The organism is Aestuariivivens sediminicola (assembly GCF_022662015.1).
Classification (GTDB): domain Bacteria; phylum Bacteroidota; class Bacteroidia; order Flavobacteriales; family Flavobacteriaceae; genus Aestuariivivens; species Aestuariivivens sediminicola.
The window spans coordinates 356,018-372,046 of sequence record NZ_JAKMCM010000001.1; the positions used below are offsets into that span (position 1 = coordinate 356,018).

The window sequence follows — 16,029 nt, forward strand, 5'->3', positions numbered from 1 at the left end:
TCTGTGGTTATCACCTGAAGCCTTTATTTTTGTAATTGCTTTAAATATTCCTGTACTATTTTATAATCATCGAAATCAAAGCGCTCTCCGTTAATTTCCTGATATGTTTCGTGGCCTTTTCCGGCCAATAATATGATATCATTTGTTTTGGCCATTTGACATGCTGTTTTAATGGCTTGCCTTCTATCGGTAATAGAGAGTACCTTTTTGAAATGTTGTGGCTCGACTCCCTTTTCAATATCTTCAATTATGGCCTCTGGGATTTCACTTCTTGGATTATCACTTGTAAAAATGACCTTCGTACTTAATGCTGACGCAATGTTGCCCATCTTCGGACGCTTGGTTTTATCACGGTCGCCACCGCAACCTACCACTGTAATTAATTGCTCGTTTTTTGTCCTTATGCTATTAATGGTTTCCAAAACATTTTTTAAAGCATCCGGTGTATGTGCATAATCGACGATAGCTGTAATTTTTTCATCTGAAATTAAATACTGGAAACGGCCACTTACACTGTTTAATTCACTTATTAATCGCAGTATCTCCTCCTTTTCAAGACCCAAAAGTTCGGCTGTCGCGTATATAGCTAATACGTTATAAGCATTAAAATGCCCAATTAACTTAGTCCATAACTCACTTTCATTTATTTTAAGTAACAGTCCGCTCAATTGATTTTCTAATATTTGAGCCTTATAATCCGCATACCCCTTTAATGCATAAGTGAATTTTCTGGCCCTAGTATTTTGGAGCATAAACAACCCATTTTTGTCATCGACATTCACCAGGGCAAAAGCGCCGGAAGGTAAGCCATCAAAAAAATGTTTTTTTACATCTCGATATTCAGCGAAAGTTTTGTGATAATCAAGGTGATCATGAGTAAGATTTGTGAATATACCCCCTGCAAACCTTAAGCCTTCCGTTCGTTTTTGATGGATCCCGTGAGAGCTGACTTCCATAAAACAAAACTCTACCCCCGTATCGTTCATGTCTTTTAAATACTTATTAATGCTAATTGAATCTGGCGTCGTATGAGAAGCCTTTAATACCTTATCATCAATCATGATGTTCACTGTTGATATGAGACCTACCTTATAGCCTGCTTTTTTAAATAATTGATACAAAAGCGTAGCAACTGTAGTTTTGCCATTAGTCCCGGTAACACCAACTAACTTTAGGTTTTCTGATGGTAAATCATAATAATTGGAAGCCATAACAGCTAAAGCCATATTACAGTTCTCAACTTCAATAAAGGTCACGCCTTCAGTAAGTTTCAGAGGTAGTTCTTCACAGATAATAGCAATTGCTCCATGTGAAATTGCCTGAGCAATGAAAGTATGCCCATCGGCTACATGACCTCGAATGGCTATAAATGCAGAACCTTTATCCACCTTTCGTGAATCAAAAGTTAAGGCCCCGATAGAAATTGAAGTACTGCCCACAACAGCATTGATTGGTACTCCATATAATATGTCTTTCAATACCATCATGAAGCCGTCAGTACTATTGTTTGATTATCACTTAATTTTATATGTTCTCCAACCGATTGTTTTTTTACAATACCGTTGCCATACAATTTTACATTCACCTTGACTTGCATGTTTTCCAACAGACTAAGGGCATCCATAGCTGGTAATCCAACAACATTAGGCATGATCGTCTTATATTTTTGGGCTATCTTAAAATAATGTTCATACTCCTGTTCTGCCAATTCACTTTTTACTTCCAGAGTTTTGACTTCATCTATTATCGGGGTATCTGTAAATATCTTCTGAGCAATTTTTTTGAATACGGGGCCAGAAACATCAGCCCCATAATACCCTACACTTTTATCGGGCTCGTGAATTACAACAATGCATGAATATTTGGGATCATCAGCTGGGAAATAGCCTACAAAAGATGAAATGTAATTCAGTTTATCCTTATCTCGATAATCTTTTTGGCATGTGCCTGTTTTACCAGCCATGGAAAAATTCTTAGAATATAATCGATGTCCCGTGCCATGCTCTTTGACGATAACATTTTTTAATAACTGCTGCAGTTTAAGAACCGTTGTTTTGGAGCATACTTGCTTATTAATCACTTCTTTTTTGAATGGTACGATCACCTTATCAAATTCCTTGACTTCCTTTAAAAATTGAGGTTTGACCATTTCACCATCATTCGCTATGGCATTATAAAAAGTTAAAGTCTGTAATGGTGTAAAAGAAACGCCGTAGCCATAAGCCATCCATTGCAGGGCGATACCGCTCCAACGCCCATTTTTAATCCTGGGATCAGGAATAATCGGTTTACCCTCTCCAATAATGGGAATGCTCAGAGAGTCGTTCAAATTCATACTGTACAGGCGATCGATAAACTTACTTGGCTGCTGCCTATAAGCTTGATCAATGGCTTTTACAATACCTGTATTTGAGGACACCTCGAAGGCTTTGGAAACAGAAATCTTGCCGTATCCTCCATTTTTTGAATCCCTTACTTTTTTTCCATAAAAAGAAATAATTCCTCTTTCCGTGTCTACGACATCACTGGTATCGACCAACTTATCTTCGATAGCAGCCGCTAATGCCATTAGCTTAAATGTTGATCCCGGCTCATGGCTTTCTCCAACAGCGTAGTTCAACCGTTCATAATACACGCCTTTTGAACTTCTTCCTAAATTGGAAATAGCTTTAACTTCACCTGTTTTAGTTTCCATAACCACAACACATCCATGATCGGCTTTATATTTATCTAACTGCTCTAAAAGTGCATGATGCGCGATATCTTGAATATTAACATCAATTGTTGTATAAACATCATAACCGTCCTGAGGCTCTATTTGATTGTAATCCGTTAATGGCTTCCATTTATCTTTTCCTATCTTTTGCTTCCAACGTTTCCCATCAATTCCTCGTAAATACTTTACTCCAAATGCGCCGTCAATTCCTGGTCTAGTCACATTTCCAAAATCATCTATGTGCTCATAACCTATAGTTCTTCGAGCAATACTTCCCATAGGGAATTCACGTTTAGTGTTTTGCTCCACAATCAATCCACCCGGAATAGCGCCTTTATTGAGCAATGGAAAACTTCGAAATCGGATATAATCCGAATACGCCAGGTTCCTTGCCAATAACAGGTATTGATTTTTATTAGCGCGGGCCTTTCTTATCAGTTTTTCGTAGTACGAGGAGGGTCTGCCTGTAAAATCAGATAATGAATCGCACAAGTCCTCAATATGTGCCTCAAAAAGCTTACTTGAAGAAATTACAGCATCAATTGCAATATTATATTTAGGAATCGAAGTAGCCAATAAGCTGCCATCATCTGCGTATACATTTCCTCGGTTGGCAGGAATAGTGACGTTTTTTACGGCTTGTTTTTCAACCAAACTCTTGTATTTATCCCCTTGCAAAAATTGAATGCTTACCAATTTAAAAATGACAGCCAGTCCAAAGATGAACATACATCCTGCTATAAAATACAAACGGTTTAATATGTTTTTCTCTTTTACGGCCAATTTAATGTACTACTTCTGAGATTTGACTTTTATTTTTTTTGGTGGAATTATGGAGGGTTCCAATCCTTTTTCCTTCATTTTTAGAGCAACCGCAGATTCCATTTTGAGTTGCATGAGTTGCGATCGACCATCGAGAAACTTTGAGCGCAATTCCTTGACCTCATTATTCAATCTCGCTATTTCATAGACCTTTTTATCAGCACTATGTGAACTTGCAATCATGACTATAGCCAGTACTGACAAAAAAATGATAAACCTCCAATTTTTAAAGGAGTCATCACTTACTAAAAAAGTGCCCTTCAGTATGTTGTAAATATTTTTTTTCATCTGAATATGTCCAATTTCAAAATGCACACCATTTGCTGTGCAGTACCTGTAACCCTAATACTTCATGATTTACCTCCAAATACGCGAGTAAATCAAAACAACACTCTCGCAATTCTATATCTTCTCAGCAATGCGTAACTTAGCACTTCTAGCTCTGTTATTCATTGCTATTTCTTCTTTGGTCGGTGTAATCAGGCCATTAACTTTTTTTAATGGCACTTCATAATTTCCAAAAATATCGCGCTTCGGTTCACCCTCAAACATGCCATTTCTTATAAAACGCTTCACCAACCTATCTTCAAGTGAATGGTAGGATATAACACTTAACCGCCCACCTACCTTCAGCAATTCCGGAACTTGAAGTAAGAACTCCTTCAGCACTTCAATTTCCTGATTAACTTCTATGCGTATGGCCTGATAGATCTGCGCCAATATTTTGTTTTCATATCGTGGTGGTAAAAATTTATGTAACACCGCTTTTAATTGATTACTGGTGACTATTGGGCTCTGCGACCTGGACTCTACAATACACCTTGCCATCGCAGGAGCCATTCGTAATTCACCATATCTATAAAACATCTGTTTTAACTGCTCTTCGCTATATTGGTTAACCACATGGTAAGCGGACAATTTGTTTTCCCGATTCATCCGCATATCTAAATCGGCTTCAAATCGCGTTGAAAACCCTCTTTCAGCTACATCGAACTGATGCGAAGACACTCCAAAATCCGCTAAAATACCATCCACTTTAATGACACCATGAAATCGTAAAAAACGTTTCATATATCTAAAATTTTCATTTATGAACGTGAAACGCGGATCACTGATTATATTTTTAAGAACGTCCCGGTCCTGATCGAAAGCAAACAGTCTTCCTTTTTCTCCTAACCTATTTAATATTTCTCTGCTATGTCCACCTCCACCAAAGGTGACATCCACATAAACTCCATCTGCTTTAATATTTAAACCATCAACAGTTTCCTTTAATAGCACCGGATTATGATACTCCATAATCTTCATCTTGTCCCATTACCTCTTCTGCTAAATCAGCAAAATCTAAAGCCGCATCACTGATAGCTTGCTCATAGAGCGCCTTATCCCATATTTCAACTATATTAATAGCCGATGCCACAACGATATCTTTTGAGATACTTGCAAAAACCGTTAAATCCTTTGGTATTAATAAACGACCGTTTATATCGACTTCAACCATTTTAACCCCGGCTGTGAATCGTCGAATAAAATCATTGTTCTTTTTTTTAAACCTGTTAAGCTTATTTACTTTCTGCATTAAAACCTGCCATTCCTTTAAAGGATACAGTTCCAAACACTTTTGAAATACTGAACGACGCAATACAAAACCCTCTTGTAGTATGGGAGAAAGTTGTTTCTTTAACGCAGCAGGCATCATTAAACGTCCCTTCGCATCGACTTTACACTCGTATGTTCCAATTAATGATTCCAATTAGGTTGGTTAGGATTTCGCTGTTTAAGTTTCAAATATATTGAAAATTTTACCACATTTTACCACTTTATACCACTTTGTTAATAATTTTTTGTTGCGCTCTGTCTTAACAAGGATTTTATTTATCGCAATTCCACGCAGTACTTAACAGTTAAAATATCCCAAATGAAAAGCAAAACATTTATAGGATTGTCGAGATCACATGCCTTGAATTGTTTGTGATAATCGATTAAAATGATTGAAATATGAATGATTTAATTATATTTGTTTTTATCGTAATGACCATTTGATTAATGACAAAACATTTAAAAAAGGAAAAGAATTACAGTTATGTTGAAGTAGGTGAAGGCACTCCCATTATTGTACTACACGGTCTTATGGGTGGATTGAGCAATTTTAGTTCAGTTTTAGATTTTTTCAGTAAAAGAAACTATAAAGTCATCATTCCTGAGCTTCCTATTTATACCATGTCTTTAATTAAAACCAATGTAAAAAGTTTTGCAAAATACCTTCACGAGTTCATCAATTTTAAAGGTTTCAGTGAAGTTATTTTACTTGGAAATTCATTGGGTGGACACATTGGCCTCTACCATACCAAACATTATCCTGAGAAGGTAAAAGGGCTTGTTATTACGGGTAGTTCCGGTCTATACGAGAGTGCAATGGGTGGTGGCTACACCAAGCGAAGTGACTATGAGGTTATTAAAAAGAAAGCCCAAGAAGTATTTTACGACCCCGCCATCGCCACAAAAGAAATTGTTGATGAGGTTTATGCTTCCGTTAACGACCGTAATAAACTCATAAAAACACTTGCAATAGCTAAGAGCGCTATTCGGCACAATATGGCGCATGATCTTCCAAAAATGTACACCCCAACATGCATCATTTGGGGTAAGAACGACACCGTTACACCTCCTGAGGTTGCCACAGAATTTAACGATCTGTTGCCAGATTCCGATTTGTATTGGATTGATAAATGTGGCCATGCTGCAATGATGGAACATCCGGATGAATTCAATAGAATAATGGAAGCCTGGCTTAAAAAAAGAGGTTTTTAATTGCAATTAAAAAATAGTTGCCATTAGCAGTAATTTTCAGGAAAATAGTTCAAAGCAATCCTCTATAAATTAATTATTTATTTATTTTTTATCCGGGGTCCAACAACGAAAAACAATTCCTTTTCTTTGCTCCAAATAAGATTGGCAAGTTCTGAGATTGTACGCCATATTTGAACGCTTGAAATTTGAAACGACACTATCATGCAAATAAAATCGGCCGAATTTGTGATGAGTAACTCCAATGTTGCTAAATGTCCAAAAAGCATGCTCCCTGAATATGCTTTCATTGGACGAAGTAATGTTGGAAAATCTTCTCTTATTAATATGTTGACTGGCAGAAGAAATTTAGCAAAAACTTCAGGACGGCCAGGAAAGACTCAGCTCATCAATCATTTCTTAATTAATAAAAATTGGCATTTAGTAGATTTGCCAGGCTATGGCTATGCACGCGTTTCAAAATCTGCTAAAAAAACGTTTCAAAAATTTATTACACAATATTTTCTTCATAGGGAGCAGTTAATTAACGCTTTTGTCCTGATTGATATCCGTCACGAACCCCAGACCATTGATTTAGAATTTATGCAATGGCTTGGTGAAAATGACATTCCTTTCTCCATCATCTTTACCAAAGCTGATAAATTAAAAGCTAATGCAATTACAAGGCATATTGAAGATTACAAATCTGTACTTTTAAATACCTGGGAAGAGATACCTAATTATTTCATTACATCATCTTCCAAAACTATTGGAAAAGAAGAGGTTTTGAATTTTATTGAAGACATCAATGCAAATATGTCAATGACATGATGATAAGTTCATTAAATTAGGTAATATCAATAAACACATTTAGAACCAGTCATCATGGAAAGAAAGCGTATTGCATATCATTATTTAAACTATTTAGAAGAAGGCAATATGTCCGCGATAATCACTCTTTTCGACATAAATGGAACTGTTAATTCACCTATTTATGGTATTAAGAAGGCCTCCGATTTCTATACTCAGTTAAATGAAGATACCTATAGCTCGGAATTAGAATTGAAAGGCTTGTTTGAGGAGGCTAACACGTCCCGATTAGCACTTTATTTTTGCTATACCTGGATCCTCAAAAATAAGGAGCGTGTGACCTTTGATGTGGTTGATATTATCGAATTCACTAAACAAGGAAAAATAAAAACGCTGAATATCATCTATGATACTGTTGTTACCAGAACATTAATTGAAAAATTAAACAGTTAAATTTTTTTTAATGATTTCATTATGCTTGAAACGAGTTAACTAAGCACTGTATGGGCTTATTAATAAAGAACGTATCGTCATGTCTACAGGACCTTTCTAACCCTTGACATCAAGAGCATCTCGCAAAGCATTTCCGATAAGCATAAAAGCCATTACCAAAGTCATGATGCATAGGCCCGGGATAATGGCCAAATACGGTTTTCCCAAGATAATATAATTGTAGTGATCTTTAATCATGGCGCCCCAACTAGCCATAGGGGGTTGGGCACCAATTCCCAAAAAACTCAATCCACTTTCTATCAATATGGCTGCGGCAAAATTGGCGGCCGAGATAACAATAACCGGAGCCATAATATTAGGTAAAATGTGCCTGATGATAATCCTAAAATTACCAAAGCCAAGGGCCCTGGCAGCCGTAACATATTGCATTTCCTTAACACTCATAATCTGACCACGAACCACTCTCGCTACCTCTACCCACATGGTCAGTCCAACAGCAATAAACACCTGCCAATATCCTTTACCCAAAGCCAGGGTAATGGCTATGACCAATAGCAGCGTCGGAATAGACCATGTAACATTTATGATCCACATAATGATGGCATCCACCTTTCCGCCAAAATAGCCTGCAATGCTGCCCATAAAAATCCCAATCACCAGAGATATAAATACAGCTATAAATCCTATAAAAAAGGATATTCTAGCCCCTACCAGAATCCTACTAAGTAAATCCCTGCCATATTTATCTGTGCCAAACAAAAACCTCTTTTCCTTGATATATTTATCCACTGATTGTTCAGGGAACACATCAAGATTAACGGACTTTTCCACTCCAACTAACCCATCTGAGGCGTATTCAGTATAGGTCAATAAGCTGTCCTCGACACGGAAAGTTGAAATTGGAACTTCGGTATCAGCATTTAACTTACCAAAAAACATTTTATCAAAAGCAGATTGCTCCCTGGATTGCCTTGAGGGTATAGTAAGCATGAGTACCTTAAATCCGGGTTTTTTCGAATGAATTGCCAAATGCATTTGATTGGCATGCTGGGAATTATCAGGAGCCAGGAGGTAGGCAAATACAGAAATCAGACCAACAAAAACAATAAAAATAAAACTAAAAACGCCCCAAATGTTCTTTTTAAACTTTTGAAGCGCTAATTGTTTTAATGAGTTTGACTGAGAACTCATGTATAATTTTAATTCTTTATTTTATCTGCTGTTGAAACCATTCTTTTCACACCAAATGACCGATTTAAATCCTCCAGTACGTTGAGTGCTTCCTCTATATAAACATCTTGACTCAAATTCTTATGCCATCGCTCACGTTTCTCACGTAAATTCGTGGTATCCGACTCAAATAATGCGCGTTCATATGCCAAAGAGTTAAAACTCAAGTTCGTCTTATAATCTTCTATTGCATCAAATTTTTTAGATTCCTCTTCATTCAATTCCAACTGCGCCTTATACGTCTCATAGTTCAAAGAATAAACCGTCTCATCTATCTTGCTTTTTACCCACTTCGCATTTTCTTCAATTAACCTGAGCTGCTCATTATTTTTCATTCGCTCGTTACTTTTGCTTATCGCTTCATCGTAATCAAAATAATGATCCCAAACATCATAATTGGCCGGGTCAATTTCATCATATGGCAACGGATTATCTTTATCCTTTTCACCCACTTCTATAAAACTAAAACGACCAGGAACCTTGACATCACTTTTCACCCCCTCCAACTGCACAGAACCTCCATTTATCCTGTAATACTTTTGTGTGGTCAATGCCAGGGCACCTAAATCACCCTGGGTGTTATTTCTGAGTATATTGTTTAAGTTGATTACATTTTGAACAGTTCCTTTACCATAGGTTTGTTTACTACCAATAATTATCGCCCTTTTATAATCCTGCATAGCCGCTGCCATGATCTCTGAGGCCGAAGCCGAAATTTCATTAACCAAAATTACCAGGGGACCATCCCATACTACTGACCTGTCCCTATCACTGAGAACTTCTTTAGATTTTCCTGAGGAACGTACCTGAACTATGGGTCCTTCCTTAATAAAAAGGCCTGCCATATCAACAACTGCAGGAAGCGATCCACCCCCATTGTTTCTCAAATCCAATACAAGCCCTTCCATACCTTCAGCTTTAAGACGTTCTATTTCCAACTTTACGTCTTTGGCTGCATTTAAAGTTTTATAGTTTTGGAAATCGACATAAAAACTTGGTAAATTAATGACACCAAATTTATGATTATCCTTTTCCACAATTGATGCCTTCGCATAGGTTTCATTAATTTCAATTATATCGCGAATCAAGCTCACATCTTTAATAGTGCCATCGATTTTTTTAATCGTCAAGGTAACTTTGGTTCCCTTAGGCCCCTTGATGTACTTGATCGCGTCGTTTATACGCATACCAACAATGTTAACCGGAACATCCTCATCTTCCTGTTTCACCTTCAAAATAACATCCTCGACTTCCAATTCATTACTTCGCCATGCCGGCCCACCAGAAATGAGTTCAACAATTTTAATATAGTCCATTCGTTTTTGTAATCGCGCTCCAATACCCTCCAGTTTACCAGACATACGTTCATCAAAATTCTCTTTGTTCTTCGGTGCCAGATAGTAGGTATGCGGATCGAACTCACTCACAATAGCATCAACATAAAGTGCAAACCACTCTTCTCGTGTTAAATCGTCTACATTATCATTGAAATAAACCTCTATAGAATTTAAAGTGGCTTCTCTAGCCTCCTTTTCAATCTCAGTTTCTGTTTTCATGACATAAGACGGATCTCTTTCCTTTGTAGCTTTTTCCTCCATCATTAAGTCATCGTAGTTTGTCAACGTCGAAAATTTCAGTTGTTTTCTCCAACGCTCTTTCATATCCTTTTTGTTCTTAACAAACTCTACATTGTCATAGTTGGTTTCAAATGTTTCATCTTTGGTATAATCAAACGGTGTTGATAATACCGCTTTATAAATTTCCTTCGCTTCTGCTATGCGTTGCAATAAACGTTCATGTACCACATTAAAAAAAGTAATGTCTACGGCTTTTAACTGATCGTCCAAGCTCCATTTATAGCGTTCAAATTCCCTGATATCGGCATCATAGAAATAACGTTTAACAGGATCAATAGTTTCAATGTAATCATCGAACAATTCCACTGAAAAATCATCATTAATCTCAATAGGATCAAAATGACCCTGTTCTAAGACATAACTAATAATGCGAACCAACAATTTATCTTTATCCGGGTCATCAAAAGTTTTGGCCGTAAAACTACAGGAAGCAAATGCCAGTAATAACACTAATAATAGCACCTTATAATTCCTCTTCATCATATTTTTCATTGTTTTCTTGTTTCTTTTTGTACGCTCAGCAATATATTTTCCACTAAAATAAAGAAAAAACCATGCCATGGCGTTTTATCCTCGCTAATTTTTTGTTAAACCAAAGAAATAAAAGGTTTACATAGGAAATTATGTATTTTAGCGATGTTAAAATTAACATTAATGATTAAAAAGCCCTTAATTTTAATCACCAACGACGATGGCATAAATGCGCCCGGAATACGCACTTTAATTAGTATTATGAAGCCTCTTGGCGACATTATTGTTGTTGCTCCTGACAGTCCTCAGAGCGGTATGGGACATGCCATTACCCTGGACGCTACACTTTATGCTGAAGAACATAAATTTAACCATGCGACACATAGGGAATACAGTTGTTCAGGTACCCCTGCGGATTGTGTAAAATTAGCTATCCGGCAGTTAGCAGACAGAAAACCGGATTTATGTGTATCCGGAATTAATCATGGATCGAATTCATCCATCAACGTGATTTATTCTGGTACCATGAGTGCTGCTATCGAGGCCGGAATTGAAGGCATTCCTGCCATTGGATTTTCATTGCTCAATTATAAATGGAATGCCGATTTTGGTGCATGCAAAGAGTATGTGAAAATCATAACCGAAAATGTTCTTACCCATGGGCTTCCAGACGGTGTGGTTTTAAATGTGAACATTCCGGATATTCAAAAACATGAAATTAAAGGTGTGAAAATTTGCAGACAAGCACGAGCAAATTGGGTTGAAGAATTTGACAAACGCATCAATCCTCAGGGAAAGGATTATTATTGGCTAACAGGGAAATTTGTTAATTTAGATGAAGGTGATGATACTGATGAATGGGCCTTAGCCAATAATTATGTATCGGTAGTTCCCGTTCAATTCGATTTAACGGCTCACCACTATATTGATAATTTAAAACGTTGGAATTTTAAAGTATAACTATTGACATAAAAGGATGAAGAAGGATATTTTTATTGGTATTTTTGTTGGACTAGTTGCTAATCTCATGGGGTTGTTTTTTACGGCCACATTATTAGGTCGGGGCGACGATTTCACATCGGTTATAGAAGCTGCATATCAAGAAGGATTTCTAGGAAAACTAATTAGTTTGGGTGCTATTTTAAATCTGGTAGCCTTTTTTGTTTTTATTAAGAAGAAACAGGATTATCGTGCCCGTGGCGTACTATTGATAACCGTTTTTATTGCTGTTTTTACTTTTGTTTTTAAATTATTTTAATTTAGGGTTCCTCGTTGGTTAGGTTGCAATTATTAATTATGGACTCGTCCGCTGACATAGATGAAATATTATATTATAGCCGGTGAAGCTTCTGGAGATCTTCATGGCTCCAACCTGATGAAGGCATTGCAAAAAAGGGATGTCAACGCCGACTTTCGGTTTTGGGGCGGTGACCTTATGGCTGCCGTTGGCGGTCATCTTGTAAAGCACTATAAGGAGCGGTCATTTATGGGGTTTTTCGAGGTCATTAAGAATTTGAGGCAAATTTTTAAAGATTTTGCCCTTTGTAAAAGCGATATTGCGAGCTACCAACCTGATGTCATTATTTTTATTGACAACTCGGGCTTTAATTTGAGGATTGCCAAATGGGCAAAACAAAAAGGCTATCGAACCAACTACTACATATCACCGCAAGTATGGGCCTCGAGAGCAAAAAGGGTACATGACATTAAACGTGATATCGATGCCATGTATGTTATACTTCCCTTTGAAAAGGCATTTTACAAAACTTATAATTATGATGTCACCTTTGTAGGCCACCCCTTGATTGACGCCATTTCGGATAGGGTTCAGGTGGATGAATTTGCTTTCAGAAGAAAGCATCTTCTAAATGACAAACCAATTATTGCTTTATTACCTGGAAGCAGAAAGCAAGAAATTACAAAAACGCTTTCAGTCATGCTCAGTATAATTGATAAATATCCCGATTATCAATTCGTTATTGCGGGTGCACCCAGCCAGGATTTTGAATTCTACAGACCGTTTATTACCCATCCGGATGTCAATTTTGTAAATAATAAGACCTATGATCTATTGAGTATTTCCTATGCCGCCATAGTAACTTCCGGAACGGCTACTTTAGAAACTGCTCTTTTTAAGGTGCCCCAGGTAGTTTGTTATAAAGGAAGTAACATTTCCTATCAGATAGCAAAACGCATTATTACATTGAAGTACATTTCTTTGGTGAATTTAATTATGGACAAAAAGGTAGTTACGGAGCTCATACAAAATGATTTCAACTCCAGAGAATTGAAAAAGGAATTGGATATCATATTAGATGCAGACGAACGTAAAAAGCTCTTTTTGCATTACTACGAATTGGAACAAAAACTGGGAGGCAGAGGTGCCAGTGAAAAAACGGCAGATTTAATCTTTAACTCTATCCAATCCATAGCATAGGAATGCAAAAAGTTTTGCTATTACTTCTTTACATTGCATTTTTTACAAGTTGTAAATCGACAAGCCGAGTCAGGGCCTCCAGAAACAAAGCACCGGAAACTGTAAATAAGAACATCAGGGACAGTTCTAAAATTTTTACTTTACAGGACAGTATAATTCAATACGCAAAAAGCTTTGAAGGTGTTCAATATAAATGGGGTGGTACGACTCAATCGGGCATGGATTGTTCAGGTTTGATTTATGAATCGTTCCGGGAACACCATATTTATTTACCCAGGATTTCTCGCGATATGGCTAAAAAAGGGAAAAAGGTAAACATCAAAAATGTGCAGGAAGGAGATCTGCTTTTTTTTAAAACCGGAAAAAGTAAACGGCAGGCCATAAACCATGTAGGTCTGGTTGTTGAAGTGGCCCATGATGGTATCAAATTTATTCACGCAACGAATAGAAATGGGGTAATTATAACGCGACTCTCTGAATCCTACTGGAGCTCTGCTTTTCAGGAGGCGAGACGTTACCTATCCCCTAAATTATAAAGACGTACTTGTAGGTGAATTCATAAGAAAACTTATTTTTGAAAGGTATTACCTTAAAAATAAGAAAGCAATTTCTTATTTTTATCCGGAATGCCCCTATTGAACTTTTCCATTATAAAACTTACCATTTGCCTAATTACAGGTATTGTAATAGGCTATTATCATCCCTTAAACCATGACCTTGTTATTTATGTTCTATCGCTGTTGTTGATACTATTAGTTTTAGTAGGAGTCATTTCAAACCAAACATTAAAAAAGACCATCTGGTTCGCAGTTATTAGTTATTTATTATTCATTTTTATTGGTGTTTTTATTGTACTAAACTATAGCCTAAAGGAATCAAAACATCACTTTTTAAAGCATATAAGCAGTTATCAGGATACCTTACCTACTATTACCTTTTGCATAAACAAGGTGTTAAAACCGAATGCTTATAACACCAAATATGTCGTCGATATATTAAAGGTGAATGAGACAAAAGTAAGAGGCAAAGCTTTATTGCATGTGAAGAAAGACAGCCTAATTCATGCTTTGAAAGTTGATGAAGTATACCTTTCTCCAGGTAAATTCAAAGCCATTTCTCCCCCGTTAAACCCGTATCAATTTAATTACAAGGCCTATTTAGCAAGACAACATATTTACATGCAGCTATTCACAGAAAACCAAAACCTGTTCAAAGCCGGCCAAATGTATACTGTATTCGGATATGCAGAACGGGTTAGAAGTTATATCCATTCAAAACTAAAAAAATACGACTTTAATTCGGATGAATTAAGCATTATCAGTGCTTTGCTATTTGGACAACGGCAAAATGTAAGTAAAGACATGCATGAGCATTATGTTAATGCCGGGGCTGTACACATACTTGCAGTATCCGGTTTACATATTGGTATCATATTGTTAATTTTAAGCCAGGTCTTTAGACCATTAGAGTATCTCAGATATGGCAAAATTCTCAAAGTAATTTTGCTCATTACCTCGCTTTGGTGCTTTGCGATTATTGCCGGCCTTTCGGCTTCTGTAACCCGCGCGGTGACTATGTTCAGTATTGTTGCCATTGCTTCATCGTTAAAACGTCCTACAAATGTTTACAACACCCTGGCCATTAGTATGTTTTTTATCCTCCTTTTTAAACCACTGTATCTTTTTGAAATTGGATTTCAACTGAGTTATCTGGCTGTTTTCTCGATTGTTTCCATCGATCCCTTGTTATACAAATTACACCGGTCAAAGTATTGGCTCATCGATAAGTTATGGCGCATACTCACGGTCACAATCGCCGCTCAATTAGGCATACTCCCTCTAAGCTTATTTTACTTCCATAAATTTCAAGGTCTGTTCTTTTTTTCAAACCTGGTTATAATCCCTGTTTTAGGATTGATTTTGGGAATGGGGATGCTCGTCATTATTTTATCCGTTTTAAATGTCTTACCCTCATTTGTGGCTGATTCTTACAACACTATTATTTACAGGATGAATCAATTCGTAACATGGGTTTCAAATCTGGATACATTCTTTTTTACAGATATCCCATTTAATCATTTTTGGCTTATTGCAAGTTATATCACCATTATCGCACTCGTGCAACTTCTTATAAAAGCAACTTATCATACCATTACATTCACCCTTGTGGGATTGCTTGCCATACAATTAGCTCATATCATAACCGATCTAAAACGAACACAAAATACATTGATCATATTTCACGAGTACAGGCATACGTTGATTGGTGATTTAACCCATAACGAACTAAAAGTAGCCCATACTAATAAGGATATTGAACCCACTCAAATAAGCACCATATCGGATTTTGCCGTTGGTAATTTTGTGAAAACCATTACAAAGGACAGCTTGCGACCCCTCTATATGTTCAACGATAAATCCCTGCTCGTTGTAGATAGCCTTTGTGTTTATAATATATCATCTTTTCATCCTGATTACGTTTTATTGAGAGCATCACCAAAACTTAATTTAAACCGTTTAATAGATACTCTGAAGCCAGGGTATATCATAGCTGACGGCAGCAATTATAAATCCTATGTGTCGCACTGGAAATCGATTTGTAGAAAAAGAAAACTCCCATTTCATCATACTGATGAAATGGGAGCGTACTTTATAGCTTATTAATTT

General features: G+C 36.8%; 15 protein-coding genes. 8 read left to right on the top strand and 7 right to left on the bottom strand.

Annotated elements, in window-relative coordinates; all coding sequences use genetic code 11:
• Positions 1-23: 23 nt before the first annotated feature.
• From MR041_RS01580 to mraZ, 5 genes are all read right to left on the bottom strand, one after another.
• Positions 24-1,487, bottom strand: a complete 1,464-nt coding sequence (locus MR041_RS01580) for a UDP-N-acetylmuramoyl-L-alanyl-D-glutamate--2,6-diaminopimelate ligase (protein ID WP_242091827.1) — start codon at positions 1,485-1,487, stop codon at positions 24-26.
• Positions 1,484-3,445 (bottom strand): penicillin-binding protein, encoded by a 1,962-nt coding sequence (locus MR041_RS01585; RefSeq protein ID WP_242091828.1) that lies wholly within the window; start codon positions 3,443-3,445, stop codon positions 1,484-1,486. The genes MR041_RS01580 and MR041_RS01585 overlap by 4 nt, the downstream gene beginning before the upstream one ends.
• A gap of 63 nt (positions 3,446-3,508) precedes the next feature.
• Positions 3,509-3,826, bottom strand: a complete 318-nt coding sequence (locus MR041_RS01590; protein WP_242091829.1) for an FtsL-like putative cell division protein — start codon at positions 3,824-3,826, stop codon at positions 3,509-3,511.
• 114 nt (positions 3,827-3,940) lie between these two features.
• A complete protein-coding gene (gene rsmH / locus MR041_RS01595; protein WP_242091830.1) occupies positions 3,941-4,837 on the bottom strand; it encodes a 16S rRNA (cytosine(1402)-N(4))-methyltransferase RsmH in 897 nt (298 codons plus the stop codon).
• Positions 4,824-5,291 carry a division/cell wall cluster transcriptional repressor MraZ gene (gene mraZ / locus MR041_RS01600; RefSeq protein ID WP_242091831.1) on the bottom strand — a complete coding sequence of 156 codons (468 nt, stop codon included), beginning with the start codon at positions 5,289-5,291 and terminating at the stop codon, positions 4,824-4,826. The genes rsmH and mraZ overlap by 14 nt, the downstream gene beginning before the upstream one ends.
• A 293-nt stretch (positions 5,292-5,584) precedes the next feature.
• Between mraZ and MR041_RS01605 the strand changes: the two genes are divergently transcribed.
• The 3 genes from MR041_RS01605 to MR041_RS01615 all read left to right on the top strand — a co-directional run bounded on the left by MR041_RS01605 (position 5,585) and on the right by MR041_RS01615 (position 7,588).
• Positions 5,585-6,349: an alpha/beta fold hydrolase gene (locus MR041_RS01605; RefSeq protein ID WP_242091832.1), complete on the top strand. Its 765-nt coding sequence runs from the start codon at positions 5,585-5,587 to the stop codon at positions 6,347-6,349.
• 201 nt (positions 6,350-6,550) lie between these two features.
• Complete coding sequence (gene yihA / locus MR041_RS01610; protein WP_242091833.1) at positions 6,551-7,156, top strand: ribosome biogenesis GTP-binding protein YihA/YsxC; 606 nt, start codon at positions 6,551-6,553, stop codon at positions 7,154-7,156.
• A 54-nt stretch (positions 7,157-7,210) separates the two neighbouring features.
• On the top strand, positions 7,211-7,588 hold the full coding sequence (locus MR041_RS01615) for a nuclear transport factor 2 family protein (RefSeq protein WP_242091834.1): 378 nt from the start codon (positions 7,211-7,213) through the stop codon (positions 7,586-7,588).
• Positions 7,589-7,684: 96 nt separating this feature from the next.
• Here MR041_RS01615 and MR041_RS01620 read toward each other — a convergent pair whose 3' ends face one another.
• Both MR041_RS01620 and MR041_RS01625 read right to left on the bottom strand, forming a co-directional pair.
• On the bottom strand, positions 7,685-8,779 hold the full coding sequence (locus MR041_RS01620) for an ABC transporter permease (RefSeq protein ID WP_242091835.1): 1,095 nt from the start codon (positions 8,777-8,779) through the stop codon (positions 7,685-7,687).
• Between the two features lie 8 nt (positions 8,780-8,787).
• A complete protein-coding gene (locus MR041_RS01625; protein ID WP_242092486.1) occupies positions 8,788-10,935 on the bottom strand; it encodes a carboxy terminal-processing peptidase in 2,148 nt (715 codons plus the stop codon).
• A 174-nt stretch (positions 10,936-11,109) separates the two neighbouring features.
• Between MR041_RS01625 and surE the strand changes: the two genes are divergently transcribed.
• The 5 genes from surE to MR041_RS01650 all read left to right on the top strand — a co-directional run bounded on the left by surE (position 11,110) and on the right by MR041_RS01650 (position 16,026).
• The gene (gene surE, locus MR041_RS01630; RefSeq protein WP_242091836.1) at positions 11,110-11,886 is read left to right on the top strand and encodes a 5'/3'-nucleotidase SurE; all 777 of its coding nucleotides are present in this window, start codon (positions 11,110-11,112) and stop codon (positions 11,884-11,886) included.
• Positions 11,887-11,902: 16 nt separating this feature from the next.
• Entirely contained in the window at positions 11,903-12,184 is a 282-nt protein-coding gene (locus MR041_RS01635) for a hypothetical protein (RefSeq protein WP_242091837.1), read from the top strand.
• A gap of 60 nt (positions 12,185-12,244) precedes the next feature.
• Complete coding sequence (gene lpxB, locus MR041_RS01640) at positions 12,245-13,363, top strand: lipid-A-disaccharide synthase (RefSeq protein ID WP_242091838.1); 1,119 nt, start codon at positions 12,245-12,247, stop codon at positions 13,361-13,363.
• Between the two features lie 2 nt (positions 13,364-13,365).
• Positions 13,366-13,899, top strand: a complete 534-nt coding sequence (locus tag MR041_RS01645) for a C40 family peptidase (RefSeq protein WP_242091839.1) — start codon at positions 13,366-13,368, stop codon at positions 13,897-13,899.
• A 90-nt stretch (positions 13,900-13,989) separates the two neighbouring features.
• On the top strand, positions 13,990-16,026 hold the full coding sequence (locus MR041_RS01650) for a ComEC/Rec2 family competence protein (protein WP_242091840.1): 2,037 nt from the start codon (positions 13,990-13,992) through the stop codon (positions 16,024-16,026).
• The last annotated feature ends 3 nt before the right edge of the window (positions 16,027-16,029 follow it).

Excerpts from the sequence above, each read along its gene's own strand:
- MR041_RS01580 (WP_242091827.1), bottom strand. The coding sequence starts at position 1,487 with ATGATGGTATTGAAAGACATATTATATGGAGTACCAATCAATGCTGTT.
- MR041_RS01585 (WP_242091828.1), bottom strand. The coding sequence starts at position 3,445 with ATGTTCATCTTTGGACTGGCTGTCATTTTTAAATTGGTAAGCATTCAA.
- MR041_RS01590 (WP_242091829.1), bottom strand. The coding sequence starts at position 3,826 with ATGAAAAAAAATATTTACAACATACTGAAGGGCACTTTTTTAGTAAGT.
- rsmH (WP_242091830.1), bottom strand. The coding sequence starts at position 4,837 with ATGGAGTATCATAATCCGGTGCTATTAAAGGAAACTGTTGATGGTTTA.
- MR041_RS01605 (WP_242091832.1), top strand. The coding sequence starts at position 5,585 with ATGACAAAACATTTAAAAAAGGAAAAGAATTACAGTTATGTTGAAGTA.
- yihA (WP_242091833.1), top strand. The coding sequence starts at position 6,551 with ATGCAAATAAAATCGGCCGAATTTGTGATGAGTAACTCCAATGTTGCT.
- MR041_RS01615 (WP_242091834.1), top strand. The coding sequence starts at position 7,211 with ATGGAAAGAAAGCGTATTGCATATCATTATTTAAACTATTTAGAAGAA.
- MR041_RS01620 (WP_242091835.1), bottom strand. The coding sequence starts at position 8,779 with ATGAGTTCTCAGTCAAACTCATTAAAACAATTAGCGCTTCAAAAGTTT.
- MR041_RS01625 (WP_242092486.1), bottom strand. The coding sequence starts at position 10,935 with ATGAAGAGGAATTATAAGGTGCTATTATTAGTGTTATTACTGGCATTT.
- surE (WP_242091836.1), top strand. The coding sequence starts at position 11,110 with ATGATTAAAAAGCCCTTAATTTTAATCACCAACGACGATGGCATAAAT.
- MR041_RS01635 (WP_242091837.1), top strand. The coding sequence starts at position 11,903 with ATGAAGAAGGATATTTTTATTGGTATTTTTGTTGGACTAGTTGCTAAT.
- lpxB (WP_242091838.1), top strand. The coding sequence starts at position 12,245 with ATGAAATATTATATTATAGCCGGTGAAGCTTCTGGAGATCTTCATGGC.
- MR041_RS01645 (WP_242091839.1), top strand. The coding sequence starts at position 13,366 with ATGCAAAAAGTTTTGCTATTACTTCTTTACATTGCATTTTTTACAAGT.
- MR041_RS01650 (WP_242091840.1), top strand. The coding sequence starts at position 13,990 with ATGCCCCTATTGAACTTTTCCATTATAAAACTTACCATTTGCCTAATT.